Raw genomic sequence first — 25,733 nt, 5'->3', positions numbered from 1 at the left:
CCATGAACGTTCGGCTGGAACAGTCGCCGACGGATCTGCTCGACGAGCGCGAGTTGACGGTCTTCAGGTTGCTCGCGCGAGGCGTGACGCATGCCGAGGCCGCGTCGGAACTGCACCTGCCTCCGAAGACGATCGGCCTCGTCAGCCGGGCCATCTGCGCCAAGTTGCCGCTGGGCCATCCGATCGACTTGTGGCACCTGACGCGGAAGTGCCTGTTGGCCAATGAGTAGCCCGCTGCGCAAAGGGCCGCCGCCCGAACGCCAACGCTAGCGCTTCCACAGTTCCCACTGTGTCGCTGCGCCAAACACCAGCGCGAGCGCCGGCACCACCATGAGCAGCCAGCGCGGCACGCGCGCGAGCCGCAAGCCGCTGGCCAGCAGCAGTCCCAAGCTGACCAGCGCCGTGGGATCGGGCATCCAGCCGAACACCTCGGCCTGGCTCCAAGGGCGTCCCAGCGCCGGCGCCAGCAGGGGATAGCCGAGCAGGCCCAGCACCGCGAGGCCCATGCCGGTCCGCCTGGCCAGGCGGCTTGTGGGTGCGCTGCGCGTGACCGGGGCGCACGCCAGCAGCGCGAACAGCAAGGCCTGGATCTCGAACGCGAGCGCCAGGTGCGGGGCCGCGAGGAAGATGGTCGCGTAGTGCTGCGTCAGGAAAGCCCAGGCCACCCAGAACCAGGCCAGGGCCAGCAGCGCCATCAGCGCGCGGCCCGCGCCCACGCCGCCGCGCATCGCCAGGGCCAGCGCCACCACCCCGAGCAGGCCAGCGGCCAGGGGCCCCGGCCACAGTTGCTGGTTGTAGGTCTCCACCAGCCGGCCGTAGGCCTGCGGCGAGAACATCAGGAAATCCGACAGCCGGTAGGTCCACCACTCGGACATGGCGCCCTACACGAGCTGCTTGATGTGCTCGGCGATCCGGCGGCGCAGTTCCGCATCGGGCAGGCGGCCCTGGGCCGCGCCCATGTTTTCGCGCAGGTGCTCGATGCGGCTCGTGGCCGGAATGGCGCAGGTCACCGCCGGGTGCGTGACGATGAACTTCAGCACCAGCTGGGCCCAGCAGCCGCAATCGGTTTCCGCCGCCCACGCCGGCAGCGGATGGCGCTGCAGCCGCCGCAGCAAGGCGCCTTCCTGGAACGGCCGGTTGGCCAGTACCGCGATGCCGCGCTCGGCGGCCAGCGGCAGCAGGCGTTGTTCGGCTTCGCGGTCGACCGGGTTGTAGGTGAGCTGCACGAAATCGAGCGGCTGACTGCGCATGATCTGCTCGATCTCGCGGTGGCGCCGGCCCTCCGAGGTGGTGATGCCGACGTAGCGCAGCCGGCCCTGCGCCTTCATGGCTTCGATCAGCGGCAATTGCTTCTCCCAGGCCAGCAGGTTGTGCACCTGCAGCAGGTCGAAGCGGTCCACTCGCCAGTGGCGCCGCGAAGCTTCGGCTTGCGCGGCGCCGTCGCTCGAAGTCCAGACCTTGTCGGCCGAGAACACCCGCGCCCGCGCCCCCAGGGACTGCAGGGCGTCGCCGATCACCGATTGCGAGGAGCCGTACATGGGCGAGGAATCGATCAGCCGGCCGCCGCGTGCAAAGAACTCGCCGATCACCTGCGCGCAGCCCCTGCGCGCCGCGGCATCGTCGCCCACGTTGAAGGTGATCCAGCTGCCCAGTCCGATCGCCGGGAGGCGTTCGCCGGAGGAGGGGATCGGCCTGGTGAGCAGTGGCGCGGCCGTCCCGGCTTGGGCCCAGGCGCTCGCCGGCAGCGATGCGGGAAGCCACAGCAGGAGCGGGCGCCTTTGCATGCGGCCAGCGTAGCACGCAGGCTGCCGGCCATGCGCTAGGAGCAGCGCGACTTCAGGCCACCATGCGGCGCGCTTCGCGATGCGCGATCCAGAGCGTCGCCGCGCAGATCACGGCGCCGCCGATCAGGGTCGACTGGCTCGGCATGTCGCCGAACACCAGCCAGCCGAGCATCGTCGCCCATACCAGGTCGAGGAACTTCACCGACTGCGTGGCCGAGATGTCGGTCACCGAGAACGAGCGCGTGAGCATGTAGTGGCCCAGGCTGCCCAGCACGCCGCACAGGGCAAAGCTGAACCACTGCCAGGCGCTCGGCATGGTCCAGTGCAGCGCCGCCATCGGCAGGCTCAGCAGGGCTACCGAGATCGACTGCCAGGCCACGATCACCTCGGGGCGTTCATGGCGCGTCAGGCCCTTGGTCATCAGGAAAGACAGCGCGAACACCGGCGCCGAGGCCAGCATCACCAGCGTGTACCAGCCGCCCGAGCCGGCCAGCTTGGGCGCCACCACGATCAGCACGCCGGCGAAGCCGATGCCCGCGGCCACCCAGCGCTCCCAGCGCATGCGCTCGCGGAACATCCAGGCGGCGCCCAGCATGATGAAGATCGGCCCGGTGAACCCGATCGCGGTGGTGTCGGCGATGGTGATGTGCGCGATCGCCGCGAACCACAGCAGCAGCCCGACGGTGTGGACGGCGCCGCGGGCAAACTGGCCGGCGATGTTGTGCGGCCGGTAGGCCGCGATGCCGGCGCGCAGGATCAGCGGCATCATCACCGCCAGGCCGAAGGCGTAGCGCAGGAACTGGGTTTCGAAGGCGCCGACTTCCACGGTGAGCTGGCGCATCAGCGTATTGAGCAGGGCGAAGGTAAATCCCGCGCCGCTGGACCAGAGCAAGCCGCGCACCGTGGGCGGCAGCCGCGATGCGCGCCGCTGCGCTACCGCCGCGCGCCGCACCAGCACGTGGCGCTTGGATCCAACTGCCACCTTTCGACTCCTTGCGCGACCACTATAGCGGAGCTTGCAATTCCGAGTGGTCCGAGGGGCGTCGCGCACGCGTCTGCCCGCGGCCATGCGAGCCGCTATAGTCAAGCGGTCTTCAGGGCGGGGTGTGATTCCCCACCGGCGGTAAGCGGCGCGAGCCGCGAGCCCGCGAGCGCTTCCAGTCTCCCGTAGCCTGGAAGGTCAGCAGACTCAGTGCGATGCTGAGGCCGACGGTGTTGGAAGGTTTTCCTTCCTCAGTCCGGATGGAAGAAGATTCGTTGCGTGGCTGGTCCATGCGGCGATGTGCTGCCGCGAGCCTGGGTGTCGGGCCCACGGCGGGCGTCAGCGTTCTTGCGTGCCTTGAAGCGTTTTTGTTCAACCAACAGGAGCGTTTCATGTCGATGGTTTCCACCGCTTCCCTTTCGGCGTCCCGCGATCCGGGCGTCGTTCCCCTTTCACCTCTGCCCGAGGTGCTCGCCGCGATCGCGGCGGGCCGGCCGGTGCTCGTGCTCGATGATGCGCAACGCGAGAACGAGGCCGACCTGATCTGCGCGGCCGAGCGCATCACCCCGGCGGTGATGGCCATGATGATCCGCGAGGGCAGCGGCATCGTGTGCCTGTGCATCCCGCCGGACAAGGCCAGCGAACTCAAGCTGCGGCCCATGGTGGAGATCAACCGCTCGCGCTTCGCGACCGCCTTCACCCAGTCGATCGAGGCCGCGCACGGCGTGAGCACGGGTGTGAGCGCGGCCGACCGCGTGCAGACCATCCAGTGCGCGCTGCGCACCACCCTGGAGCGCAGCGAGATCGTCAGCCCCGGGCACGTGTTCCCGCTGATTGCGCGCCCGGGCGGCACGCTGGAGCGCGACGGGCACACCGAAGCGGCGGTCGACCTGGCCGTGCTGGCCGGCCTGGCGCCGGCCGGGGTGCTTTGCGAGCTGATGAATTCCGACGGCACCATGGCGCGCGGCGCGCAGGTGCGCGCCTTTGCCGAAGCCCACGGCCTGCCGTGCACCACGGTGGCGGCGGTGGCGGACTTCCGGCGGCACCACCGCTGTTGAGCCATTTGAGACTCCGCTGAGCCGCCCGGCCGCGCACGATGCGGAATCGGGGGGCCTGAAAATCCGCTGTCCCCCTCCTATTGGGAGGGGCACGCGCCGCCTGCCTGCGCTTAACCTCCTGTCAGTGTCATCAGACAGGGAAAGACCCATGAAAGTGCTGGTAGCGGTCAAGCGGGTGGTCGACTTCAACGTGAAGGTCCGCGTCAAGTCGGACAACACGGGCGTCGACATCGCCAACGTCAAAATGAGCATGAACCCGTTCGACGAAATCGCCGTCGAGGAGGCCGTTCGGCTGAAGGAGAAGGGCGTGGCCACCGAGGTGATCGCCGTCTCCTGCGGGGTGGCGCAGTGCCAGGAGACCCTGCGCACGGCCATGGCCATCGGCGCCGACCGCGCCATCCTGGTGGAAACGGCCGACGAGCTGCAGCCGCTGTCGGTGGCCAAGCTGCTCAAGGCGGTGGTCGACAAGGAGCAGCCCGGGCTGGTGATCCTGGGCAAACAGGCGATCGACGACGACTGCAACCAGACCGGCCAGATGCTGGCGGCGCTGCTGGATGCGCCGCAGGCCACCTTCGCCTCCAAGGTCGAAGTGGCCGACGGCAAGGCCAAGGTTACGCGCGAAGTCGACGGCGGCCTGGAGACCGTGTCGGTCACGCTGCCGGCGGTGGTCACCACCGACCTGCGCCTGAACGAGCCGCGCTACGTGACGCTGCCCAACATCATGAAGGCCAAGAAGAAGCAGCTGGACACCCTCAAGCCGGCCGACCTGGGCGTGGACATCAAGCCGCACCTGAAGATCGTGAAGGTCACGGAGCCGCCCAAGCGCTCAGCCGGCATCAAGGTGCCGGACGTGGCGACGCTGGTGGCCAAGTTGAAGAACGAAGCGAAGGTGATCTGAGATGACTGCACTTGTTATTGCCGAACACGACAACGCCTCCATCAAGGGCGCCACGCTCAACACCGTCACGGCGGCCGTCAAGTGCGGCGGTGAGGTGCATGTGCTGGTGGCCGGCCACAACGCCGGCGCTGCCGCGGCCGCTGCCGCCAAGATCGCCGGCGTGGCCAAGGTGATCCACGCCGACGGCGAGCACCTGGCGCACGGCCTGGCCGAGAACGTCGCGGCGCAGGTGCTGGCGCTGGCCGGCGCCTACAGCCACATCCTGTTCCCGGCCACCGCCGCCGGCAAGAACGTCGCCCCGCGCGTGGCCGCCAAGCTCGATGTCGGCCAGATCTCCGACATCACCCGCGTCGATGCCGCCGACACCTTCGAGCGCCCGATCTACGCCGGCAACGCCATCGCCGTGGTGCAGAGCCTGGACAAGACGAAGGTGATCACCGTGCGCACCACCGGCTTCGACCCCGCCGCGGCCGAAGGCGGCGCGGCGGCGGTCGAGACCTTGGGGCCCGTGGTCGACAGCGGCAAGAGCGCCTTCGTGGGCAACGAGATCGCCAAGAACGACCGCCCGGAGCTGACGGCCGCCAAGATCATTGTCTCGGGCGGGCGCGCGCTGGGCTCGGCCGAGAAGTTCCAGGAAGTGATCACGCCGCTGGCCGACAAGCTGGGCGCGGCCATCGGCGCCAGCCGCGCCGCGGTGGACGCCGGCTATGCGGCGAACGACCTGCAGGTCGGGCAGACCGGCAAGATCGTGGCGCCGCAGCTGTACGTGGCCTGTGGCATCTCCGGCGCGATCCAGCACCTGGCCGGCATGAAGGATTCCAAGGTGATCGTGGCGATCAACAAGGATCCGGAAGCGCCGATCTTCTCGGTGGCCGATTTCGGCCTCGAGGCCGACCTGTTTACCGCCGTTCCCGAACTCGCGAACGCGGTCTGAGAGAGAGCCCATGGCACTGCTGAGGCAATGCTTGCAGCAATTGCGCGTCCGCCGCGGGGAGTGGGACGCGACCGCCGAGGTCTGGCCGGAATCCGATCAGCCCGCCTGGGACGACTCGCTCGCTGCGCTGCCGTCCCCCTTCGAGGCCGGCGCCGCCATGGCGCTGGGCCACCCGCTGCCGATGGGCCCCGCCGGGGCCGGCGCGGATGGCCGTCGCGCGGCCGACCGCATCCAACGCTGAAACCTGCCAAAACGCCGTCCCTGCGCCGCTGAACTGCGGACGCGGGGCTCAGGCATGGGCTGAAAAAAGAAAAACCCGCGCAGCCTTGCGCGGGTTTCGGGTGTCTTGGTGGCGCTTCACGGACTCGAACCGCGGACCTGTGGATTATGATTCCATCGCTCTAACCGACTGAGCTAAAGCGCCATCCGGCGCTTTTTTCATGGCGCCGAGCCACTGATTATAGCCGTTCGCGGGCGACTCAACCGAGCCGGGTCAGGCGTTCTTGAAAGCCGGTTCGCGCTTGCCGAGGAAGGCGTCCATGCCCTCGTTCTTGTCGGCCGTGGCGAACAGGGCGTGAAAGATGCGGCGCTCGAACATGACCCCGTCCGACAGGCCGCTTTCGAAGGCGCGGTTGACCGATTCCTTGGCCGCCATCGCCGCCACGCGCGGCATGCCCGCGATCACCAGTGCGGCGCCGAGCGCTTCCTGCATGAGCTTGTCCAGCGGCACCACCCGGCTGACCAGGCCGGCCCGCTCGGCTTCGGCCGCGTCCATCATGCGCGCGGTGAGCACCATGTCCATGGCCTTGGATTTGCCGAGCGCGCGTGGCAGGCGCTGCGTGCCGCCGGCGCCCGGGATGATGCCGAGCTTGATCTCGGGCTGGCCGAACCGGGCGTTGTCGGCCGCGATGATGAAGTCGCACATCATCGCCAGCTCGCAGCCGCCGCCCAGGGCGAAACCGGCCACGGCCGCGATCACCGGCTTGCGCACGCTGCGGATCGTCTCCCAGTTGCGGCCGATGACGTCGCTCTTGTAGGCGTCGGCGAAGTCGTACTTCCTGAGCGTGCCGATGTCGGCCCCGGCGGCGAACGCCTTCTCGCTGCCGGTGACGACGATGCAGCCGATCGCCTCGTCGGCATCGAAAGCCTTGAGCGCGGCGCCGAGCTCGTCCATGAGCTGGTCGTTCAATGCGTTGAGCTGCTTGGGACGGTTGAGCGTAATCACGCCCACTTTGCCGCCTTCGGTGCGGACTTCGATCGCCTCGTAGGCCATGTGTTTCTCCAGTGCTTGGCGGCACTATACCCAAGCGCTGCAAGGACCCGCCAAGCGGAAAAGCCGATGGTAAAGTGACCGCGCAAGGAGACACCGATGACCGAACCGACCGTGCTGTATGAGGCGCGCGGCGCCGTGGCTCTCGTCACGCTGAACCGCCCGCAGTCGCTCAACAGCTTCACGCGCGCGATGCACCAGGAGCTGTGGGCTGCGCTGGACCGCATCGAGGCCGACAAGGCGATCCGCGCCTGTGTCATCACTGGTGCCGGCCGCGGGTTCTGCGCCGGCGCCGACCTGGCCGAGTTCGATTTCGCGCCAGGCCCCGATCTGGTGAAGCGGGCCGATCCGGGGCCGATCATCGAGCAGGCCTTCAATCCCACCACGCGCCGCCTGCAGTCGCTGCGCGTGCCCACCGTGGCCGCGGTCAACGGCGTGGCGGCGGGTGCCGGCGCATCGATTGCCATGGCCTGCGACCTGGCCATCGCGGCGCCGGGCGCCTCCTTCATCCAGGCCTTCATCAAGCTGGGGCTCGTTCCCGATGCCGGCGGCACCTGGTTCCTGGTCAAGAAGCTCGGGGTGGCGCGTGCCATGGGCGCGGCGATGCTGGGCGACAAGATCAGCGCCCAGCAGGCCAAGGACTGGGGAATGATCTGGGACGTGGCGCCGGCGGGCAAGGACTGCGTCGAGGCGGCGCTGGAGCTGGCGCAGCGCCTCGCAGTGCTGCCGACCCAGGGCCTGCTCGCAACGCGCAAGCTGGTGCGCGCCGCCGCCAGCCATGACCTCGATGCCCAGCTCAACCTCGAGCGCGACACGCAATCGGCCCTGGGCCGCACGCACGACTACATCGAGGGCGTGCAGGCGTTCCTCGAAAAGCGCGCACCTGTATTCAAAGGAGAGTGATGACCCCGCAAGAGACAGCCGCGAAGGTCGGCGAAGTGATGTTCGCGGCCGACCGCGCCAGCCGCGAATTCATGCAGATGGAGCTGGTCAGCTGCGAGCCCGGCCGCGCCGTCATGCGCATGACGGTGCGCGAGGCCATGCTCAATGGCCACGAGATCTGCCACGGCGGCCTGATCTTCACGCTGGCCGATTCGACCTTCGCCTTTGCCTGCAACAGCCACAACAAGGTGACGGTGGCGGCCGGCTGCAGCATCGAGTTCCTCAAGCCCGGGCGGCTGGGCGACGTGCTCAGCTGCGAAGGCGTCGAGCAGGTGCTGCAGGGACGGCACGGCATCTATGACATGAAGGTCACCAACCAGCGCGGCGAGGTGGTGGCCATGTTCCGCGGCAAGAGCGCGCACATCCAGGGGACGGTGATACCGGAAACCACATGAGCCGCACGGCCGCTCCGAAGGCTCATAGCACCGCAGCCCGCAGGGCGGAGGTTATCCAATGAAAGGCAAGTTGCAACTCGAGCCGATCGAGACGGCATCCGTCGATGAACTGCGCGCGTTGCAACTGAAGCGGCTGCAGGCCACCCTGGCGCAGGCCTATGCGAACTCGCCGGTGTACCGCGCCAAGTTCGACCAGGCCGGGGTGCGCCCCGAGGACTGCCGCCAGCTGTCGGACCTGGCGATGTTCCCCTTCACCAGCAAGGCCGACCTGCGCGAGAGCTATCCCTTCGGCATGTTCGCCGTGCCGCGCGAGGAGTGCGTGCGCATCCATGCCTCCAGCGGCACCACCGGCAAGCCCACGGTGGTGGGGTACACGAAGAACGACATCGACACCTGGGCGACGGTGATGGCGCGTAGCATCCGCGCCTCGGGCGCGATGCCGGGCGACCTGGTGCATGTGAGCTACGGCTATGGGCTGTTCACCGGCGGGCTGGGCGCCCACTACGGCGCCGAGCGCCTGGGCCTCACCGTGGTGCCCTTCGGCGGCGGCCAGACCGAGCGCCAGGTGCAGCTGATCCACGATTTCCGGCCCGACATCATCATGGTCACGCCCAGCTACATGCTGGCGATCGCCGACGAGTTCGAGCGGCAGGGGCTGAACCCGCGCGAATCGAGCCTGCGCGTGGGCATCTTCGGCGCCGAGCCCTGGACCAACGACATGCGCGCGGCGATCGAGCAGCGCATGAACATGGACGCGGTGGACATCTACGGCCTGTCGGAGGTGATGGGACCCGGCGTGGCCAACGAGTGCATCGAGACCAAGGACGGACCGACGATCTGGGAAGACCATTTCTATCCCGAAATCGTCGATCCGGAAACCGGCGCGCCGGTGCCCGAAGGTGAATTCGGCGAGCTGGTGTTCACCAGCCTGACCAAGGAGGCGCTGCCGATCATCCGCTACCGCACGCGCGACCTCACGCGGCTGCTGCCGGGGACGGCGCGCACCATGCGCCGCATGGAGAAGATCACCGGCCGCAGCGACGACATGATGATCGTGCGCGGCGTCAATGTGTTCCCTACCCAGATCGAGGAGCTGATCCTGAAGGTCCGCGAGCTGGCGCCGCACTACCAGTGCATTCTCACGCGCGACGGCCCGCTGGACGCGCTGACCGTGGCAGTGGAGGCGCGCCACGACCTGCTTCACGACAGCGAGCAGGCGCGCGCGGCCGCCGAGCGGCTGGCGCACGAGATCAAGGTGTACGTCGGCACCACCGCGCGAATCGAGCTGCGCCCGGCCGGGGGCATCGAGCGCAGCCTGGGCAAGGCCAAGCGGGTCATCGACCAGCGCAAGCTGTAGTAGTCCGCTGATGATTCAGCGGACTGGCCTTCGCCGTCAAAGGCGCTTGACGCCCTCGATCACGCCGACCAGCACCCCGTCGACGTAGAGCGCGCCTTCCGGTGCGCCCGCTTCGCGGTGCAGGGCGTGGAACTCCACGGTGGTGGCCATCGCGGCTTCATCCCGGACTTCGCTCAGGGCCTGGGCCCGGCGGCTCGCCAGCTCGCTGGCCGCGCGCAGGGCGGCGGCCACCAGGTACAGCAGTGTCGCGGACAAGGGCCGGGCCGTGTTGGCCTCTGCCCAGGTCAAGGTCTTGCTCATCGCATTTGCTCCTTGTGTGGCCGCCTTCGCTTTTGGCGCGGCGGCCTTGGTTGAGTTATTTCTCCTGCGGTGGGCCCAAAAACAAAACGGCCCGGGGTCAATGCCACGGGCCGCTGCGCTGTCCTGCGAGATCGTCGTCAGGTGGGTGGCGCGGCGGCCCCGGCGGCAAGCAGTGCCGATCGACTCGCGCCGAATGCGAGAGCGGCAGCCTGGGGCGCGGGGCCTTGGGCTTGGATCGCGATCGGTGCGGAGTAAGAGATCAACTGCATGCGGTGAAAGGTTGAAGAAAGGGCGTCATCGAGATCCGGGCTCGACTTGCGCAAATGATAAACGATTGATTATCTTGGGCAAGCTGAATTTATCGAGCGGCCGCGCACCTGTGTGTTCGCCGCGACACGGCGGACAGGCGCCAACGGGCGTTCAGCGCTTGTGCTTGAGGGGTGCCACGCCCTGCTGCGAGCGTTGCCACAGGCTGCTGCCGTCCTCGGCCGGGGGCGCGGCCGGCCGTTTCCCTGCGGGGGCCGCGGCCGGGCTGGCGGCCGGCGACCCGGTGGCGGGCGGGGTCAGCACCTCGCCCAGCAGGTCCAGCAGCCGGGCGCGGGCGCGCTGCGGGTGCCGGCGGTAGTAGGTGAGCACCAGGCCGACGATGAAGCGCTCGTCCTCGTCCTGGGGCAGCGGGCTGTCCGGTGCGGGCGCGGGGGTGGCGCCGGGCACTGCCGGCGTCCCCCGCGACATGGCCGGCGCGCTGCCGTCATGCGGCAGGTCCATCCAGCCGGGCGGCTTGTGGCACAGCTGCTCGAACTGGCGCGCCAGCCGCTCACCGATCTGGCGCGAGCGGCTCTTGATCTGGCTCCAGTAGCTGGGCTGGATCTGGAGCCGCTCGGCAAAGCGGCGCTCCAGTCCCCGGAGCGTGGCGATGTCGGGGTCTTTGACCGTGCTGCGCACGAACTCGTCGAACAGCGCCATCGCGTTGTCCAGCCGGATTTGCGCGATGTCGCGCGGGCGAGGGTGCATGGACGGCGATGATAAATCTTCCTTCATCTGGCGGCGATGCCGGCCGCACCGGCCGCCCGCTCCGGTTCAGGCGCCCGCCAGCGCCTGCAGCGCCCGGTGCAGGAAGGCCCCGCGCCGCACCTCCCGGCCCAGCGCCATCGCGTTGGCGGCCATCTCCAGGTACTCCGGGGAGGACAGCCGGGCCGGGATGGCGCCCAGCTCGCGCAGGCTGCCCACCGTGAGGCCAATCCGATGCGCCTGCACGAACGACGCGGCCGCGGCTTCGCGCCACACCACGACCGGCAGGCCGAGCGCCAGGTAGAGCGATACCTTGTGCGGGATGTTGTAGCGCATGTAGCGGCCGGAAATGCCGTCGCAACTGTCGACATCGTCCCCGTCCCAGACCAGCCCGAAATGGCAGCGCGCCTGCAGCGCGGGTTGGTCGGGATCGAACACGCCGAGGCAGTTCAGGGGCGAGCGCATGCGTTCCGGCTCGAAGTAGGGCCCATAGAGCGACAGCTCGACCCCTGGCAGCTGGGCCAGGCGCGGGTCGTAGACGAAGCCGGCCTTGGCCGGCGCCAGGTTGCCGGCGCAGGCCACCTTCAGCGGCGTGTCAAGGCCGCCCTCGTGCCACGCCGGGCCGGGGGCGGCGCAGTAGTCGAACAGTTCCAGCTCGGCGATGGGTGCCGCGACGCCCTGCTCGCGCAGCCAGCGGGTCATGGCGGGGCTGTGCGAGATGAGGCCGTCGAAGGTCTTGAGGATGGCCACCTCGCGCTTCACGGACGAGTCTGCGTTACGCAGCGAATCCAGGTCGTGGATCAGCCCGTACAGCTTCAGGCCGCGCCGCCGGCACAGCAGGCGCAGCAGGAAGGATCGCTTGCGCTGGGCGAAGGGGTACTCGATGAGCACATGGCCACCGCTCGGCAGCATGGCCTGGGCCGTGTCCCCCAGCCTGAGCCATTCACGCCAGCGCCAGGTCGAAGGCAGCGGCAGGGACGCATAGCCGAGCCGCCCCAGCAGGCCGCCGACGTCGCGGCGCGCCTTGCTCCAGGCCGTGGACTCATCGGGGAGTGCGGTGGTCAGGAAGATTCCCGCCGGTGCCGGCGCGCCGGAAGAACGCTCCGGCAGTTGCCAGGCGTGAGCCATCGCTTCGGCTTCAGGGATTCTCATGCGAAGTTGCGGCGCCTGGTCCGCCAACCCATTCTGCGCAATCCCGATCCCGCCCGTGTGCGAGGCGGTCCTTCGACTTGTATCCGCCAGTCACCGGCGCCCTCCGGCGCTAGCGCTGCTCGATCTTCTCCGCGGTCAGCTCGACGAAGGCTTCCGTACCCATGTTGACGCGGATGCGCACCGGCAGGTACTGCAGCGCCGGCGCGAACCAGATCTCGGCCGTGAAGTTGCCGCGGGGGTTGGTGATCCGGCGCGGCTTCAGGTGGAAGGCCTCGACCACACCCATGCCGCGCAGCTCGAGGGCCTGCCGATCCACGATGTCGTAGGTCCACAGGTCCACGCCGTTGGGGCGCGCCAGCCAGAACTCGATGTGATGGCCGACTTCCAGTTTCTCCTGGCCCATCGCGAAGCGATGGGCGAGCTCGACGAACTGGCTGGCGGCGTCCTGGATGCTCGGCGGCCGGGGCACGCGCCGGCCGTCATTGAGCACCACATCGTCCGCATTCAGTTGCACGCTGCGCGTGCTCGAGCGGCGCTGTTCCTGATATGCCCGGGGCGACAGGCCCTGCGGCGTGACATCCCCCTGGCTGGTCAGGATGAACCAGGCAAAGGGCGGCACGTCGATGTCCACGCGGTTCTGGTAGCGGTCCTCTTCGCGCTGCCATTGCACGCGAGCGCTGCCGTACAGCTCGCCGCCGCGAAACAGACCGCTCAGGCGGTAGCTCAGACGGGTGTCGGCCGGCCAGCTGTCGAAATGCGGGGGCGCTGCCGGCGCCGAAGCCGCGCTCTCCGGCGCCTTCGCCATGCTCTCGCCCTGGCCCGGCGCACTCGCGGCCTGCTGCTGGGCCACAGCCGCGTCCGACGCCGGTTCAGCCGGTGCCGATGCGACATCGGCAGGCGCCGCTGCGGATGCGACTTCTTCGGGTGCTGCGGCGGACGCGGGTTTCGAGGCCGGCTTGGCGGGCTTGGGCGCAGCCTTCTTGGCCACCGAGGTGACCGCCGCGCGTCGCGGTGGGGGCGGCGCTTCGGGCGCGGGCGCCGCGGCCACCGGTGGCGGCTCCTGCGGCTGGAGCACGCGGGTGAACATCGGCGTCGCCATCTGCTTGAGCAGCGCCGGTTCCTCGAGCGCGTCGGACAGCCGGTCCAGAGCCAGGCTGTGGACCAAGATCACCAGCGCGACCAGGGCCGCGAAGCGGAAGGGCCGCCGGACCCTCAGCTGTGTGCGCTCAGCCACGGTTGCGCCCGCGCGGCATCGCGCAGCACCAGCCGCCAGGTCGTTGCGGCCGCCGGCAGGTTCAGGTCCAGCCGCAGCAGGCGCCGGTCGCGCGCGACGATGGCCGTGAGCTTGCGGTGATTGCCGGCGTACAGCAGCAGGTCGTCCAGCTTGGTCAAACGCCAGGCCTGGCCCGCCACCTCGACGCCGACCCACTCGTCGTTGGCGGCGATGCCGGCCTGCTCGGCCACCCCGCCGCGCAGCACGGTCTTGACCTGCACGGCGCCGCTCTCGCCGACGCGGATGCCCAGGCGCTGCTGCAGCTGGGCGGGCTCGTCCAGCGCAAAAATGCCCTGCGCCTTCAGCAGTTCGGCCAGCGGCAGGTCCCGGGTGCCGTGCACCCAGGCCGCGATCTCGCGCGTGAAGGCGCGCCCACCCAGTTCCTTGAGCACTGCGGCGAAGTCGGCCTCGGTCATCGGCCCGGCCTTGCAGCGCTGCCACAGCCCGCGCATCACTTCGTCGAGCGTGGTCTGGCGCTCGGCCCGCAGGGTGAGGTCGAAGCACAGCGCCACCAATGCGCCCTTGGTGTAGTAGCTGACCGTGGCGTTGGCCGTGTTCTCGTCCTGCCGGTAGTACTTGACCCAGGCGTCGAAGCTGGCCTGCGCCACCGGCTGCACCTCGCGGCCGGGGGTCTGCAGCACCTGGTTGATGGTCTTGTTCAGCAGCTTGACGTAGGTGGCGTCGTCGATCACGCCGGCGCGCCGCAGCAGCAGGTCGTCGTAGTAGCTGGTGAAGCCCTCGAAGAACCACAGCAGCTGCGTGTAGTTCTCGCGCGAGTAGTCGTAGTGGGTGAACTCCGCCGGCCGCAGCTGCTTGACATTCCAGGTGTGGAAGTACTCGTGGCTGATCAGGCCCAGCAGCGTGACGTAGCCGTCGGACTGGCGCGCGTCGCCCACGCGCGGCAGGTCGCGGCGCGAGGCGATCAGGGCCGTGGAATTGCGGTGCTCCAGGCCGCCGTAGCCGTCGTCGACCGCGTTCAGCATGAACAGGTAGTTCTTGTGCGGCGGGCGCTTGCGGTCGTGCCAGAAGCGGATCTGCGCCTCGCAGATCTTGTGCGTGTCGGCCAGCAGGCGATCGCCGTCGAAGGCTTCTGTGACCCCGGCGACCACCAGGCGGTGCGGCACGCCGGCCGCCTTGAATTCACCGCTCCAGAAGACGCCCATCTCGACCGGGCAGTCGACCAGCTCGTCGTAATCGGCCGCCAGGTAGGTGCCGAACCCGCGCTTGCCGACCTTGAGCGGCGCCAGGCCCGTGGCCGCCTGCCATTGGGGCATCCCGTCCACCGGCGCGAGCTCGAGCGAATGCGCCGTGCTTTCCTGACCGTGCACCTTCAGGCACAGGCTGGTGCCGTTGAAGAAGCCCCGCTGCGTGTCGAGCCAGGCGGTGCGCACCGAGTTGTCGAAAGCGTAGACCTCGTAGCTGAGCACCAGCGGGCTGCTGGGCACGCACTCGAGCTGCCAGGAGCATTTGTCCAGCTGGTGCAGCGCCACCGGCCGGCCGTCCTGGCGCGCGCTCAGGCGCTGCAGGTTCTTGGCGAACTCGCGCACCAGGTAGCTGCCGGGAATCCAGACCGGCAGCGAGACCTGCTGCTGCGCCGCCGGCTGGTCGATCTGGAGCGTGACGCGATAGAGGTGCGCGTGCAGGTCGGCCGCTTCGATCCGGTAGTGCACGCTCGCCGCGCGGGCCGCCGACGTCATTTATCGGCCAGCAGCTTTTCGACCTGTTGCGCGCTCACGGCGCCGGGCACGCGCGTGCCGTCGGCCAGGATCATGGTCGGGGTGCCGGAAATGCGGTACTTGCGTCCGAACTCGACGTTGCGTGTGAGCGCCGCGGTGTCGCACTGCGCGTTGGGCGCGGCCTTGTCGCGCACCATCCAGTCCTGCCAGGCGGCCCCACGGTCCTTGGCGCACCAGAGGTTGCGCGACTTGTCGGTCGAATCCGAGCCGAGGATCGGATACAGGAACATGTGCACAGTGACGTTGTCCACCTTCTGCAACTCGCGCTCGAAGCGCTTGCAGTAGCCGCAGTTCGGGTCCTCGAAGATGGCGATCTTGCGCTTGCCGTTGCCGCGCACGATGGTGAAGGCGTCCTTCAGCGGCAATGCCGAGAAGTCGATCGCCATCAGCTTGTTTTCCCGCTCCTCGGTGAGGTTGCGTTGCTGCTTGGTGTCGATGATGCTGCCCTGGACCAGGTAGTTGCCCTCGGCGTCGCTGTAGAACACCTCGGTGCCCACGCGCAACTCGTACAGGCCCGGGATCGGGGACTTGCTCACCTCGTCGATCTTGCCCAGCTGCGGCAGGCGCTCAGCGAGGTTCTTCTTGATCGCAGCTTCCTGCGCGTGGGCCGCCGTGGCGAGCACCAGCGCGCCCGACATCATGATCCATGCGCTTGCGTTCCTGATCGATTTCATTGTCATTTCCATACTTCAAATCTGTCCCATGGCCTGGCGGGCCACCCAACCCTTGATCGGCCCGCTGCGGTCGAAGCCGGTCATGCCCCAGTTGCGAAGCATGCCCCAGGGCGCATCATCGCGCGAGAACAGCTGCTGCAGCCCGTCGGTGACCGCGCCCATCGCCAGCATGTCACCTTTGCGCGCGCGCTCGTAGCGGCGCAGCAGCCGCAGGTCGCCGGGGTTTCGCCAGTAGTCTCGTTCGTGCAGCACCCGGGCCAGCTCGTTGGCATCGGCCAGCCCCAGGTTCAGGCCGTGGCCCGCCAGCGGATGCACGTTGTGCGCGGCGTCGCCGCACAGCGCCCAGCCGGGGCCACACCAGCGGTCGGCCCGCGCCAGCTGCAGCGGCCAGGCCGCGCGCTCGCTCTCGAGCGTCAGGCGGCCCAGTGCCCCATGGCAGGCTTCTTCCAGGTGCGCCGCGAATGCGGCCGGCTCCAGCGCCAGCAGGTCGGGGGCGCGCTGTTCCCGCACCGACCAGACCAGCGAGACCCGGTTGCCGTCCAGCGGCAGCAGGGCCAGGATCTCGCCCTGGCTGAACCACTGCCGCGCGATGTGCCCATGCGGCCTCTCGCAGCCCAGCCGCGCCGCGATGGCGCGTTGCGGATAGGGCGTGACCTCGAAATTGACCCCGTATTCGTCGCGCGTGGCGCTGGCGCGTCCCTCGCAGATCACCGTGAGGGCCGACGGCTGCGGCGCGTCCAGCCACTGGATCTGCGACTGGTAGCCGATGGCGTCGGCCAGCCGCTCCTGCAGGGCCGGCACGTTGACGATCCAGGCCAGCGCCGGTGCGCCCTGGTCTTCGGCGCGGAAGCACAGCTCGCCGCCGCCGTCGCCGTGGATCTCCATGCGCGCCACCGGCGTCGCGTGGGCTTCGGCGGGCCAGCCGCGCACCAGTTCGAGCAGGTCCTTGGACTGCGCATTCAGCGCGTAGGCCCGGACGTCGCCGCCGCCGCCATTGACCGGCGCCGGGCCGCGCACCAACCCCACGCGCAGCCGGTCGCGCGCGAGCAGCAGGGCCAGGGTCCGGCCCACGATGCCGGCGCCGCGGATACACACATCGAGGGCCATGGGTGAGATTGTAGGAGGCGGGCACAATCCGGGCTCATGAGCACCACAGAGTCCGACGTCAGCACCCGCATCGCCCGCCTCTTCGTCTACCCCGTGAAGTCATGCGCGGGCGTCGAGGTGAAGGAAGCGCTCCTCACCGAGACCGGCCTGGACCTGGATCGCGCCTGGATGGTGGTGGACGCGGACGGCGAGTTCGTCAGCCAGCGCGAACTGCCGCGCATGGCGCTGGTGAAGGTCCAGCTGAAGGTGCATGAGGTGGTGCTGCGCGCGCCCGGCATGCTGGCCCTGCACCTGGCCGTCGATGCCGCCGAATCGCCGATGCGGGTGCGGGTCTGGGACGACGAGGTGCCGGCCTGGGACATGGGCGCCGTCGCCGCCCAGTGGTTCAGCGACTTCCTCGGCCGGCCGCTGCGGCTGGCGCGCTTCGATCCCGAGCACCGGCGCCTGTCGGACCGCAAGTGGACCGGCGAGGTCGAGGCGGCCAACCAGTTCAGCGACGGCTATCCGCTGCTGGTGGCCAGCGAAGGATCGGTCGCAGAGCTCAACCGGCGGCTGGCCGCGGCCGGCCATGCGCCGGTCGGCATCGAGCGCTTTCGTCCCAACATCGTCCTGGCCGGGCTGGAAGCGCAGGACGAGGACCGCGTGGATGTGCTGCGCATCGCAGCGGACGAGGAAGTCCTGCTGCGCCCGGTGAAGCCCTGCGCGCGCTGCACGATTCCCGACGTCGATCCGGTCAGCGCCGAACCGGCGCCCTTCGTGAGCGAGGTGCTGCGCGCCTATCGCGCCAATCCGCAGATGGGCGGCGCGATCACCTTCGGCATGAATGCCGTCACGCTCCAGGGCGAAGGCCAGGTCCTGCGCGTGGGGCAGGCCGTCACGGGACGCTGGCGGTTCTGACCGGCGCCGCCGCCGGCACCGATTCCGCCGCCGCCGCGGGCAGGCCGCTGTCGCTGCCCAGAATCGACGAGTCCGGTTCGAGCGATACCGGCCGCGTGTGCTCAGGATCCAGGAAGCGGATCGGCCGGCGGGTGCGCGGCGACATGCCGGCCAGCAGGTCGTTCAGCGCGTCCATCAGGTCCTCGGGCTCCGCCGTGCGTTCCTCCAGCAGCACCGCGCCGATGTGGAACTGCAGCGTGACCTCGGGCTTGAGGCCCTTGAGCGGCATCAGCCCGGCGGCGATCAGGCGCGCCGCCCGCTCGGTGACCGCGATGCGTGACAGTTCGCCTTCGAGGATCAACCCGAAACGGGCCTCGCCGATTCGGCTCACGGTGTCGGCGTCGCGCAGCAGCCGGCGCAACTTGATCACGCTGCGCAGCAGGCTCTGCTCGGCCACGGCCGTGCCGAAGCGCGCCTTGATCGCGGGGTAGTTCACCAGGTCGATGAACACGATGGCAGAGTTGTCGCGGTGGCGCCGGTAGCGCGCCACGACTTGTTGCAGCCGGTCGTGGAACAGGTGCGCGGCCAGCAGGCCGGTGAGCGCGTCCTGCGTCGACAACGCCAGTTCGCGGATCTGCGCACCGTGGCGCTCGCGCGAGCGGATGGTGAGCGCCACCAGCAGCAGCGGCACCTCGATCGCCATGGCCACCACGACGGCGTACTGGGTGGCGAAGAACACCGGCAGCCAACCGAAGACGCGCATCATGGTGATCACCACGGCCAGGCACAGGGGCACGAAGGCGGCCAGCACCCAGGCGCCGACGACGTCGCCGCGCCGCCAGGCGGCCCAGGCGACCCACAGGTTGACGAAGGTCGCGCCGGCCACGTACACCCCGACCATGGCCACCCCGGCGGGCTTGGCCATGAACGGGTAGGCCACCGCCAGCACGATGCCGGCCAGGCCCGCCGCCCGCACCAGCTGGTCCTGCAGGCGGTAGCGTCCGGCCAGGCCGATGAGGTTGCGCACGAACAGCATGGCCGCCCCGCCGGCGAGCAGCGCCAGCATGCTCTGCGGCGCATCGCCCAGCAGCGCGAACCGTGGCCACAGCAGGTGCGCGGCAGCTCCGGTGTAGGCGGCGACGCACAGCGAGGTGATCACGGCATAGGCCGCATACCAGGCGTAGACGCTGTCGCGGTACAAGCGCGCTTGCGCGACGCAGGCCGCCACCAGCAGGAGCAGGGCGCCGAACGCCATCCCGAGGCCCAGGTATTCGACCTGGATGCGGTCGTCGTAGGCCGTGTCCGAAAGCAGCTCCACCGGGAAATTGGCGGGCGTGAGATGCTGGATGCGCGCGTAGACGTCGCGCACCTGCCCCGGCGGCAGGTCGAGGCGGAAATGCGGATAGCGCCCCGGCGCCGGCCAGGCGCTGACGGCCAGCGAGTCGCCGGCCGTGCGGGCGATCCACTGGCCCTTGTCGTTCTGCTGGTAGACCGTCACCGCGTCGAGCGTGGGCATGGGGAACACCAGCTCCCAGCTCTCGGCGTCGTCGCGGTTGCGAACCAGGCGCCAGTGCATCCAGAGCTGGCCGCGTTCGCCCAAGGCGTGGATGCGGTCCGGCTGCCCGGGCGTGAAATCCATGCCGCCGCGCCGCAACACCTGCTCGAAAGTGGCGGTGCCGGCCGGGTCCAGCCAGACCCTTCCGAGCTCGGTGGCTTCGAGTTGCGCCGCCGGCGGCAGCTGGTCGACCGCGAGGGGCGCCGGCTGGGCCGCGAAGGCACCCGGCAGCGCCGATCCCAGCAGCAGCACCAGGCAGGCCAGCGCGGCGCGCAGCAGGCATCGCATACACTTTCCCGCTTGTCTTTGTGGAACGGCCATGAGTTTGAAGTGCGGGATTGTAGGTTTGCCCAACGTAGGGAAATCCACCTTGTTCAATGCGTTGACCAAGGCGGGCATCGCGGCTGAGAACTATCCCTTCTGCACCATCGAACCGAACGTCGGCATCGTCGAACTGCCGGACCCGCGTCTCGACCAGCTGGCCGGGATCGTCAAGCCCGAGCGCATCGTGCCAGCCATTGTCGAGTTTGTCGATATCGCCGGCCTGGTGGCGGGCGCCAGCAAGGGCGAGGGCCTTGGCAACCAGTTCCTGGCGCACATCCGCGAAACCGATGCGGTGGTCAACGTCGTGCGCTGCTTCGACGATCCCAATGTCGTCCACGTCGCCGGCAAGGTGGATCCGGTGGCCGACATCGAAGTGATCCAGACCGAGCTGTGCCTGGCCGACCTGGGCACGGTGGAAAAAAGCCTGGCGCGCTACCAGAAGGCGGCCAAGTCCGGCAACGACAAGGAAGCCGCCAAGCTGGTGCAGGTGCTGACCAAGGCCCAGGCGCACCTCGATGAAGGCAGGCCGGTGCGCACGCTGGCGCTCAACGACGAGGAGCGCCAGCTCCTCAAGCAGCTGTTCCTGATCACCGCCAAGCCGGCCATGTTCGTCGCCAACGTCGACGAAAGCGGCTTCGAGAACAACGCCTACCTGGACCGCCTGCGCGAATATGCCGCGGCGCAAAACGCGCCGGTGGTGGCGATCTGCGCCAAGATCGAATCCGAACTCGCCGAAATGAGCGACGACGACAAGAAGATGTTCCTCGCCGAGATCGGCCAGGACGAGCCGGGGCTGGACCGCCTGATCCGGGCGGCCTTCAAGCTGCTGGGCCTGCAGACCTACTTCACCGCCGGCGTCAAGGAAGTGCGCGCCTGGACCATCCACATCGGCGACACCGCGCCGCAGGCGGCCGGCGTGATCCACACCGACTTCGAGCGCGGCTTCATCCGCGCCCAGACCATCGCCTTCGACGACTTCATCAAGTTCAAGGGCGAGCAGGGCGCCAAGGACGCCGGCAAGATGCGCAGCGAAGGCAAGGAGTACGTCGTCAAGGACGGCGACGTGCTGAACTTCCTGTTCAACGTCTGAGCCGGTACGCGCGGCGCGTTGCGCTGTGCGTTGCGTACAGGCCGCGCAGCGAGCGCCTGAATGCTTTGTCGTTGATCCAGGCGGTATCGTCTGGATCCTGATTGCTGCTAGATTCGGCGAGCCCCTGCGCCGCGGGGGTTCTCACAAGACCAAATCTAGGAGGGGTTCCATGTCCGCATTCCAACCGGCCGCGTCGCGGCCGCTTCGCCGTTTCCTGGGCGCCGCCCTGCTGTCCTGTCTTGCGCTGCTCACAGGCTGCGCGACGCACTACGTCGACGGCTCCGTCAAGGACACGCCGTCCGCGCAGTTCGTCAAGCCGGCCCAGCCCAAGCCGGCGCAACTGCTGTTCGAGTTCCAGACCAAGGGGACGGCCAACGCACGCGCCACGGACCATATCAAGCCCATGGTGAGCGAGGCTGTGCGTTCCACCGGACTGTTCTCCGAGTTGCAAGACACGCCCGCCGCGGGCGGCGGCGTGCTGAGCGTGACCCTGAACAACGTCCCGCTCAGCGATGACGCTTTTTCCAAGGGCTTCGTTGCCGGGCTCACCTTCGGGGCCGCAGGCCAACAGGTGACCGACGGCTACATCTGCACGGTCAGCTACCTGCCGCCAGGCCAGAGCAAGCCTGTCGTGAAGACCGCGCGCCATGCGATACACACGACGGTGGGCGCCAAGGATGGCCCGGTCAACGCCTACAAGGCCAGCAACATCGAGGACGCGGTGCGCACCATGGTGCGCCAGGTGATGGGGGTGACGCTCGCGGACCTTTCGCGCGATGGCGCGCTGCGCTGAACCCCTGGGGCGGGCAGCGCGTGCGCTGTTCGCCGCCGCGTCGCTGCTGGCGCTGGCCGGTTGTGCCATTGCGCCCATGGGCACGCCGATCCCCAGCGTCGACAACATCGGCAAGGCTCGCGCTGCCGGCATCCCGCCATTGGCGCTGGGCCAGTTCGCGCTGGCGCCCGGCAAACCGCCGGGGCTCGACCAAAGCATTTCGATTCGCACCAACACCGTCCACTCGCCGTTCGGCAGTTCGTTCTCGGCCTACCTCAAGGAAAGCCTGGCAGCCGACCTGCGGGCAGCCGGCTTGCTCGACCCGGCCTCACCCTTGGTGCTGGCCGGGGAATTGACCGACAGCCGGATCGAAGTGCCCGTCGGCACCGCCAGCGGCACGGTGGCGGCGCGCTTGACCCTGACCAGAAGCGGAACGCAGTTGTACGCCAAGGAGTTGCGCGCACAGGCCAGTTGGCAGGCCCCGTTCGTGGGCGTGGAGGCGGTGCCGATGGCGGTCAACCACTACCAGGAGCTGTACCGCCAGCTGACCCGGACGCTGCTGGAAGACCCGGAATTCCAGGCCGCTGTGCGGCGCTGAACGCGCACTTCGCAGGCCCTGCTTTTTCGCCGGATCGTGAAGGTCGTCCTGGTGCCGGGCTGTGGCGCCGCCTGATCGGCGTGCGCTACAGCACGGCCACCGCCGTCACTAGGCCGGGAACACGTACAGCAGCGCCGCGGTGTAGATCAGGTAGCGCAGGAACTTGCCCACGAGCATGTAGGCCACGCAGGGCCAGAACGGCATGCGCAGCCAACCGGCCACGGCGCACAGGGGATCGCCGACGATCGGCACCCAGGCAAGCAGGCAGGCCTTCGGCCCGAGCCGCTCCAGCCACTCGATCGCCTTCAGGTGCGACTTGGAGTGCGAGTACTTGTCCACCACCTTGTGCGCGCCCCAGCCCATCCACCAGTCGACGACGCCGCCCAGGGTGTTGCCGGCGGTGGCCACCAGGATGGCGCTCCAGAACAGGTCCGGATTGAGCCGCAGCAATCCGTAGAGCGCGGGCTCGGACACCACGGGCAGCAGCGTCGCCGACACGAAGCAGGCGATGAACAGCGTGGTCAGGCCGAAGCGCGGAAGCGCCAGCAGGTTCAGGATGGGATCGAGCCACTCCATGCCGACGCGAGTATAGGGAGCGCTGCCGGTTCGCGCCCGTCGCGCTGCCCGGCGATTTCAGCGCCTGAAATGGCAGCGGAATACAATCGTGCCTCATTTTTCAGCAGCACCGTTTCCCAGCCCGCGCATGAACATCGGCCCCTACCCATTGGCGAACCAGCTGTTCGTCGCGCCGATGGCGGGCGTCACCGACCGGCCATTCCGCCGCCTGTGCCGCCAGCTCGGCGCCGGCCATGCGGTCAGCGAGATGGTGACCTCGCGGCGCGAGCTCTGGGACAGCCTGAAGACCTCGCGCCGCGCCAACCATGAGGGCGAGCCCGGTGTGATCGCGGTGCAGATCGCGGGCACCGAGCCGGCCATGATGGCCGAGGCGGCGGCCTACAACATCGACCGCGGCGCCCAGATCATCGACATCAACATGGGCTGCCCCGCCAAGAAGGTGTGCAGCAAGTGGGCCGGCTCCGCGCTGATGCAGGACGAGCCGCTGGCGCTCGCCATCGCGCAGGCGGTGGTGCAGGCCTGCGCCCCGCGTGGCGTGCCGGTGACGCTGAAGATGCGCACCGGCTGGTCGCAGGCCAACAAGAACGCGGTGCGGCTGGCGCGCGCCTTCGAGGACGCGGGCGTGCAGCTGCTCACCGTGCACGGCCGCACGCGCGAACAGGGCTACGGCGGCCAGGCCGAGTACGACACCATCGCCGCGGTGAAGGCCGCGGTGCGCATCCCGGTAGTGGCCAACGGCGACATCACCACGCCCGAGAAGGCGCGCGAGGTGCTGGCCTCGACGCGGGCCGACGCGATCATGATCGGCCGGGCGGCGCAGGGGCGGCCCTGGATCTTCCGCGAAGTGGCGCACTTCCTGGCGACCGGCACGCGCCTGGCGCCGCCGCTGGTGGGCGAAGTGCGGCGGCTCCTGCTGGACCATCTGCAGGACCACTACGCGCTGTATGGCGAATTCACCGGTGTGCGCAGCGCGCGCAAGCATATCGGCTGGTACATCAAGGGATTGCCGGGCGCGGCGCCGTTCCGCGAGCGCATGAACACCATCGAGGACTGCGGCGCCCAGCTGCAGGCGGTGGCGGAGTTCTTCGACGCCCTGGCAGCCGCGGGCGACCGCATGCCCGAGTCGGACGCCGCGAGCGGCAGTGAAAAAGTGGCGTTGGAGGAGGCGCAATGAGCAAAAAACACATAGAGGAATGCGTGCGGGCCAGCCTGGAAGGCTATTTCCGGGACCTGCGCGGCACCGAGCCGGACGGCATGTACGAAATGCTGGTCAAGGTGGTGGAGAAGCCGCTGCTGGAATTCGTCATGGCCAAGGCCGACCAGAACCAGTCGCGCGCCGCCGAATGGCTGGGCCTGAACCGCAACACCTTGCGCAAGAAGCTCGTCGAACACAGGCTCCTGAAGGGCTGAGGCCCGGTCCACGGCGCTAGGCGCCAAGAAAAAACATGAACGCACTGATCTCCGTATCCGACAAAACCGGCATCATCGAACTGGCGCAGGCCCTGCACGCGCTGGGGGTGGGCCTGATTTCCACCGGCGGCACCGCCAAGCTGCTGGCCGACAAGGGCCTGCCGGTCACCGAGGTGGCCCAGCTCACCGGCTTTCCCGAGATGCTCGATGGCCGCGTAAAGACGCTGCACCCCAAGGTGCACGGCGGCCTGCTGGCGCGCCGCGACCTGCCCGAGCACATGGCGGCACTGGCGCAGCACGGCATCGCCACCATCGACCTGCTGGTGGTCAATCTGTATCCCTTCGAGGCGACCGTCGCCAAGCCCGGCTGCACGCTGGAGGACGCGATCGAGAACATCGACATCGGCGGCCCGGCCATGGTGCGCTCGGCGGCCAAGAACTGGAAGGACGTGGGCGTGCTCACCGACGCCGCGCAGTACGGCCCGGTGGTCGAGGAACTGAAAGCCCAGGGCAAGCTCTCGGACAAGACGCGCTTCGCGCTGGCGGTGGCGGCGTTCAACCGCATCAGCAACTACGACGCGGCGATCAGCGACTACCTCTCCAGCATCGGCGAAGGAGGTGAGCGCAGCCCGTTCCCGGCGCAGGCCAACGGCCGCTTCGTCAAGCTGCAGGACCTGCGCTACGGCGAGAACCCGCACCAGCAGGCTGCGTTCTACCGCGACCTGCACCCGGCACCCGGTTCGCTTGCGGTGGCGCAGCAGCTGCAGGGCAAGGAGCTCTCGTACAACAACATCGCCGACGCCGATGCGGCCTGGGAGTGCGTCAAGAGCTTCGACGCGCCGGCCTGCGTGATCGTCAAGCACGCCAACCCCTGCGGCGTGGCCGTGGGCACGGACCCGCTGGAGGCCTACTCCAAGGCCTTCCAGACCGATCCCACCTCCGCCTTTGGCGGCATCATTGCCTTCAACCGCCCGCTGGACGGCGCCGGCGCGCAGGCGGTGGCCAAGCAGTTCGTCGAGGTGCTGATGGCGCCGGACTTCAGTCCCGAGGCGCTGCAGATCTTCGCCGGCAAGGCCAACGTGCGGCTGCTGAAGATCGCGCTGCCGCCGGGCGGTGCCACGGCCTGGGACAAGGGCCAGAACCTGATGGACGTGAAGCGGATCGGCTCGGGCCTGCTGATGCAGACCGCGGACAACCGCGAGCTGAGCCTCGGCGAGCTGAAGGTGGTGACGAAGAAGCAGCCCACGCCGCAGGAACTGAAGGATCTGCTGTTCGCCTGGAAGGTGGCGAAATTCGTGAAGTCCAACGCCATCGTGTTCTGCAAGGATGGCATGACCATGGGCGTGGGTGCCGGCCAGATGAGCCGCCTCGACTCGGCGCGCATCGCCAGCATCAAGGCGCAGCATGCGAACCTGCCCCTGCAGGGCACGGTGGTGGCGAGCGACGCCTTCTTCCCGTTCCGCGACGGCCTCGACGTGGTGGTCGATGCCGGCGCCACCTGCGTGGTCCAGCCGGGCGGCAGCATGCGCGACGAGGAAGTGATCAAGGCCGCCGACGAGCGCGGCGTGGCGATGGTCTTTTCGGGCGTGCGCCACTTCCGCCACTAAGCCATTCACTTGCAAAGCGCGGGCGCGCTTTGCAAGTGCCTTGATCAGATGA

General features: G+C 68.8%; 28 protein-coding genes, 1 tRNA gene and 1 riboswitch. Of the genes, 15 read left to right on the top strand and 14 right to left on the bottom strand.

Annotated elements, in window-relative coordinates:
* Positions 1 to 2 precede the first annotated feature (2 nt).
* Complete coding sequence (locus tag UC35_RS08030; protein WP_061497855.1) at positions 3 to 230, top strand: LuxR C-terminal-related transcriptional regulator; 228 nt, start codon at positions 3 to 5, stop codon at positions 228 to 230.
* A gap of 36 nt (positions 231 to 266) precedes the next feature.
* On the opposite strand, the gene UC35_RS08025 is transcribed toward UC35_RS08030, so the two are convergent.
* The 3 genes from UC35_RS08025 to UC35_RS08015 are packed head-to-tail and all read right to left on the bottom strand — an operon-like array spanning position 267 to position 2,766.
* Positions 267 to 875, bottom strand: a complete 609-nt coding sequence (locus UC35_RS08025; protein WP_061497854.1) for a DUF6064 family protein — start codon at positions 873 to 875, stop codon at positions 267 to 269.
* 6 nt (positions 876 to 881) lie between these two features.
* Entirely contained in the window at positions 882 to 1,784 is a 903-nt protein-coding gene (locus UC35_RS08020; protein ID WP_061497853.1) for an aldo/keto reductase, read from the bottom strand.
* Positions 1,785 to 1,836: 52 nt separating this feature from the next.
* Entirely contained in the window at positions 1,837 to 2,766 is a 930-nt protein-coding gene (locus UC35_RS08015; protein WP_227820495.1) for a DMT family transporter, read from the bottom strand.
* Positions 2,767 to 2,870: 104 nt separating this feature from the next.
* A riboswitch (FMN riboswitch) is annotated at positions 2,871 to 3,042 on the top strand.
* Between the two features lie 122 nt (positions 3,043 to 3,164).
* On the opposite strand from UC35_RS08015, the gene ribB reads away from it, so the two are divergent.
* From ribB to UC35_RS07995, 4 genes are all read left to right on the top strand, one after another.
* Positions 3,165 to 3,824 (top strand): 3,4-dihydroxy-2-butanone-4-phosphate synthase, encoded by a 660-nt coding sequence (ribB, locus tag UC35_RS08010; RefSeq protein ID WP_415752704.1) that lies wholly within the window; start codon positions 3,165 to 3,167, stop codon positions 3,822 to 3,824.
* Between the two features lie 148 nt (positions 3,825 to 3,972).
* The gene (locus UC35_RS08005; RefSeq protein WP_061497852.1) at positions 3,973 to 4,722 is read left to right on the top strand and encodes an electron transfer flavoprotein subunit beta/FixA family protein; all 750 of its coding nucleotides are present in this window, start codon (positions 3,973 to 3,975) and stop codon (positions 4,720 to 4,722) included.
* A gap of 1 nt (position 4,723) precedes the next feature.
* Positions 4,724 to 5,656, top strand: a complete 933-nt coding sequence (locus UC35_RS08000; RefSeq protein ID WP_061497851.1) for an electron transfer flavoprotein subunit alpha/FixB family protein — start codon at positions 4,724 to 4,726, stop codon at positions 5,654 to 5,656.
* A gap of 10 nt (positions 5,657 to 5,666) precedes the next feature.
* On the top strand, positions 5,667 to 5,897 hold the full coding sequence (locus tag UC35_RS07995) for a hypothetical protein (protein ID WP_061497850.1): 231 nt from the start codon (positions 5,667 to 5,669) through the stop codon (positions 5,895 to 5,897).
* 106 nt (positions 5,898 to 6,003) lie between these two features.
* Here the strand turns inward: UC35_RS07995 and UC35_RS07990 are convergent.
* Together UC35_RS07990 and UC35_RS07985 are read right to left on the bottom strand one after the other, a co-directional pair.
* Positions 6,004 to 6,080, bottom strand: a tRNA-Met gene (locus UC35_RS07990).
* Between the two features lie 69 nt (positions 6,081 to 6,149).
* Positions 6,150 to 6,929 carry an enoyl-CoA hydratase gene (locus UC35_RS07985; protein WP_061497849.1) on the bottom strand — a complete coding sequence of 260 codons (780 nt, stop codon included), beginning with the start codon at positions 6,927 to 6,929 and terminating at the stop codon, positions 6,150 to 6,152.
* Positions 6,930 to 7,025: 96 nt separating this feature from the next.
* On the opposite strand from UC35_RS07985, the gene UC35_RS07980 reads away from it, so the two are divergent.
* Genes UC35_RS07980 through paaK form a run of 3 tightly spaced genes read left to right on the top strand, consistent with a single transcriptional unit; the run spans position 7,026 to position 9,620 of the window.
* The gene (locus UC35_RS07980) at positions 7,026 to 7,829 is read left to right on the top strand and encodes an enoyl-CoA hydratase-related protein (protein ID WP_061497847.1); all 804 of its coding nucleotides are present in this window, start codon (positions 7,026 to 7,028) and stop codon (positions 7,827 to 7,829) included.
* Complete coding sequence (gene paaI, locus UC35_RS07975) at positions 7,829 to 8,263, top strand: hydroxyphenylacetyl-CoA thioesterase PaaI (protein WP_061497845.1); 435 nt, start codon at positions 7,829 to 7,831, stop codon at positions 8,261 to 8,263. Before UC35_RS07980 ends, paaI begins: the two co-directional genes overlap by 1 nt.
* A 58-nt stretch (positions 8,264 to 8,321) precedes the next feature.
* Entirely contained in the window at positions 8,322 to 9,620 is a 1,299-nt protein-coding gene (paaK, locus tag UC35_RS07970) for a phenylacetate--CoA ligase PaaK (protein ID WP_061497844.1), read from the top strand.
* Positions 9,621 to 9,656: 36 nt separating this feature from the next.
* Here paaK and UC35_RS07965 read toward each other — a convergent pair whose 3' ends face one another.
* From UC35_RS07965 to UC35_RS07935, 7 genes are all read right to left on the bottom strand, one after another.
* Entirely contained in the window at positions 9,657 to 9,920 is a 264-nt protein-coding gene (locus UC35_RS07965; RefSeq protein ID WP_061497843.1) for a hypothetical protein, read from the bottom strand.
* A gap of 420 nt (positions 9,921 to 10,340) precedes the next feature.
* Positions 10,341 to 10,934 (bottom strand): hypothetical protein, encoded by a 594-nt coding sequence (locus UC35_RS07960; protein ID WP_061497842.1) that lies wholly within the window; start codon positions 10,932 to 10,934, stop codon positions 10,341 to 10,343.
* Positions 10,935 to 11,000: 66 nt separating this feature from the next.
* A complete protein-coding gene (locus tag UC35_RS07955; protein ID WP_145979376.1) occupies positions 11,001 to 12,083 on the bottom strand; it encodes a hypothetical protein in 1,083 nt (360 codons plus the stop codon).
* Between the two features lie 109 nt (positions 12,084 to 12,192).
* Entirely contained in the window at positions 12,193 to 13,317 is a 1,125-nt protein-coding gene (locus tag UC35_RS07950) for a DUF3108 domain-containing protein (RefSeq protein WP_061497838.1), read from the bottom strand.
* On the bottom strand, positions 13,296 to 15,053 hold the full coding sequence (locus UC35_RS07945) for a M61 family metallopeptidase (protein WP_061497836.1): 1,758 nt from the start codon (positions 15,051 to 15,053) through the stop codon (positions 13,296 to 13,298). The genes UC35_RS07950 and UC35_RS07945 overlap by 22 nt, the downstream gene beginning before the upstream one ends.
* Entirely contained in the window at positions 15,050 to 15,733 is a 684-nt protein-coding gene (locus UC35_RS07940) for a DsbC family protein (RefSeq protein WP_227820553.1), read from the bottom strand. Before UC35_RS07940 ends, UC35_RS07945 begins: the two co-directional genes overlap by 4 nt.
* Positions 15,734 to 15,781: 48 nt before the next feature.
* A complete protein-coding gene (locus tag UC35_RS07935; RefSeq protein ID WP_061497832.1) occupies positions 15,782 to 16,873 on the bottom strand; it encodes an FAD-dependent monooxygenase in 1,092 nt (363 codons plus the stop codon).
* A gap of 36 nt (positions 16,874 to 16,909) precedes the next feature.
* Between UC35_RS07935 and UC35_RS07930 the strand changes: the two genes are divergently transcribed.
* Positions 16,910 to 17,770 (top strand): MOSC domain-containing protein, encoded by an 861-nt coding sequence (locus tag UC35_RS07930; protein WP_061497830.1) that lies wholly within the window; start codon positions 16,910 to 16,912, stop codon positions 17,768 to 17,770.
* Here the strand turns inward: UC35_RS07930 and UC35_RS07925 are convergent.
* A complete protein-coding gene (locus tag UC35_RS07925) occupies positions 17,748 to 19,592 on the bottom strand; it encodes a 7TM diverse intracellular signaling domain-containing protein (protein ID WP_061497827.1) in 1,845 nt (614 codons plus the stop codon). The two genes, UC35_RS07930 and UC35_RS07925, sit on opposite strands and share 23 nt — an antisense overlap.
* 31 nt (positions 19,593 to 19,623) lie before the next feature.
* Between UC35_RS07925 and ychF the strand changes: the two genes are divergently transcribed.
* The 3 genes from ychF to UC35_RS07910 all read left to right on the top strand — a co-directional run bounded on the left by ychF (position 19,624) and on the right by UC35_RS07910 (position 22,088).
* Entirely contained in the window at positions 19,624 to 20,718 is a 1,095-nt protein-coding gene (gene ychF / locus UC35_RS07920; protein WP_061497825.1) for a redox-regulated ATPase YchF, read from the top strand.
* 169 nt (positions 20,719 to 20,887) lie between these two features.
* The gene (locus tag UC35_RS07915; protein ID WP_061497823.1) at positions 20,888 to 21,511 is read left to right on the top strand and encodes a hypothetical protein; all 624 of its coding nucleotides are present in this window, start codon (positions 20,888 to 20,890) and stop codon (positions 21,509 to 21,511) included.
* The gene (locus UC35_RS07910; protein WP_061497821.1) at positions 21,495 to 22,088 is read left to right on the top strand and encodes a hypothetical protein; all 594 of its coding nucleotides are present in this window, start codon (positions 21,495 to 21,497) and stop codon (positions 22,086 to 22,088) included. Before UC35_RS07915 ends, UC35_RS07910 begins: the two co-directional genes overlap by 17 nt.
* 108 nt (positions 22,089 to 22,196) lie before the next feature.
* Here the strand turns inward: UC35_RS07910 and UC35_RS07905 are convergent, their stop codons facing one another.
* Positions 22,197 to 22,664 carry a YqaA family protein gene (locus tag UC35_RS07905; protein ID WP_061497819.1) on the bottom strand — a complete coding sequence of 156 codons (468 nt, stop codon included), beginning with the start codon at positions 22,662 to 22,664 and terminating at the stop codon, positions 22,197 to 22,199.
* A gap of 127 nt (positions 22,665 to 22,791) precedes the next feature.
* On the opposite strand from UC35_RS07905, the gene dusB reads away from it, so the two are divergent.
* The 3 genes from dusB to purH are packed head-to-tail and all read left to right on the top strand — an operon-like array spanning position 22,792 to position 25,681.
* Positions 22,792 to 23,838, top strand: a complete 1,047-nt coding sequence (dusB, locus tag UC35_RS07900) for a tRNA dihydrouridine synthase DusB (RefSeq protein WP_061497817.1) — start codon at positions 22,792 to 22,794, stop codon at positions 23,836 to 23,838.
* Positions 23,835 to 24,074, top strand: a complete 240-nt coding sequence (locus tag UC35_RS07895; protein ID WP_061497815.1) for a Fis family transcriptional regulator — start codon at positions 23,835 to 23,837, stop codon at positions 24,072 to 24,074. The genes dusB and UC35_RS07895 overlap by 4 nt, the downstream gene beginning before the upstream one ends.
* 35 nt (positions 24,075 to 24,109) lie before the next feature.
* Positions 24,110 to 25,681: a bifunctional phosphoribosylaminoimidazolecarboxamide formyltransferase/IMP cyclohydrolase gene (gene purH / locus UC35_RS07890; protein WP_061497813.1), complete on the top strand. Its 1,572-nt coding sequence runs from the start codon at positions 24,110 to 24,112 to the stop codon at positions 25,679 to 25,681.
* Positions 25,682 to 25,733 lie beyond the last annotated feature (52 nt).

This window comes from Ramlibacter tataouinensis (assembly GCF_001580455.1).
GTDB lineage: Bacteria > Pseudomonadota > Gammaproteobacteria > Burkholderiales > Burkholderiaceae_C > Ramlibacter > Ramlibacter tataouinensis_B.
The sequence above is the reverse complement of the archived record's forward strand: the minus strand, read 5'-3'. Positions and strand labels throughout refer to the sequence as shown.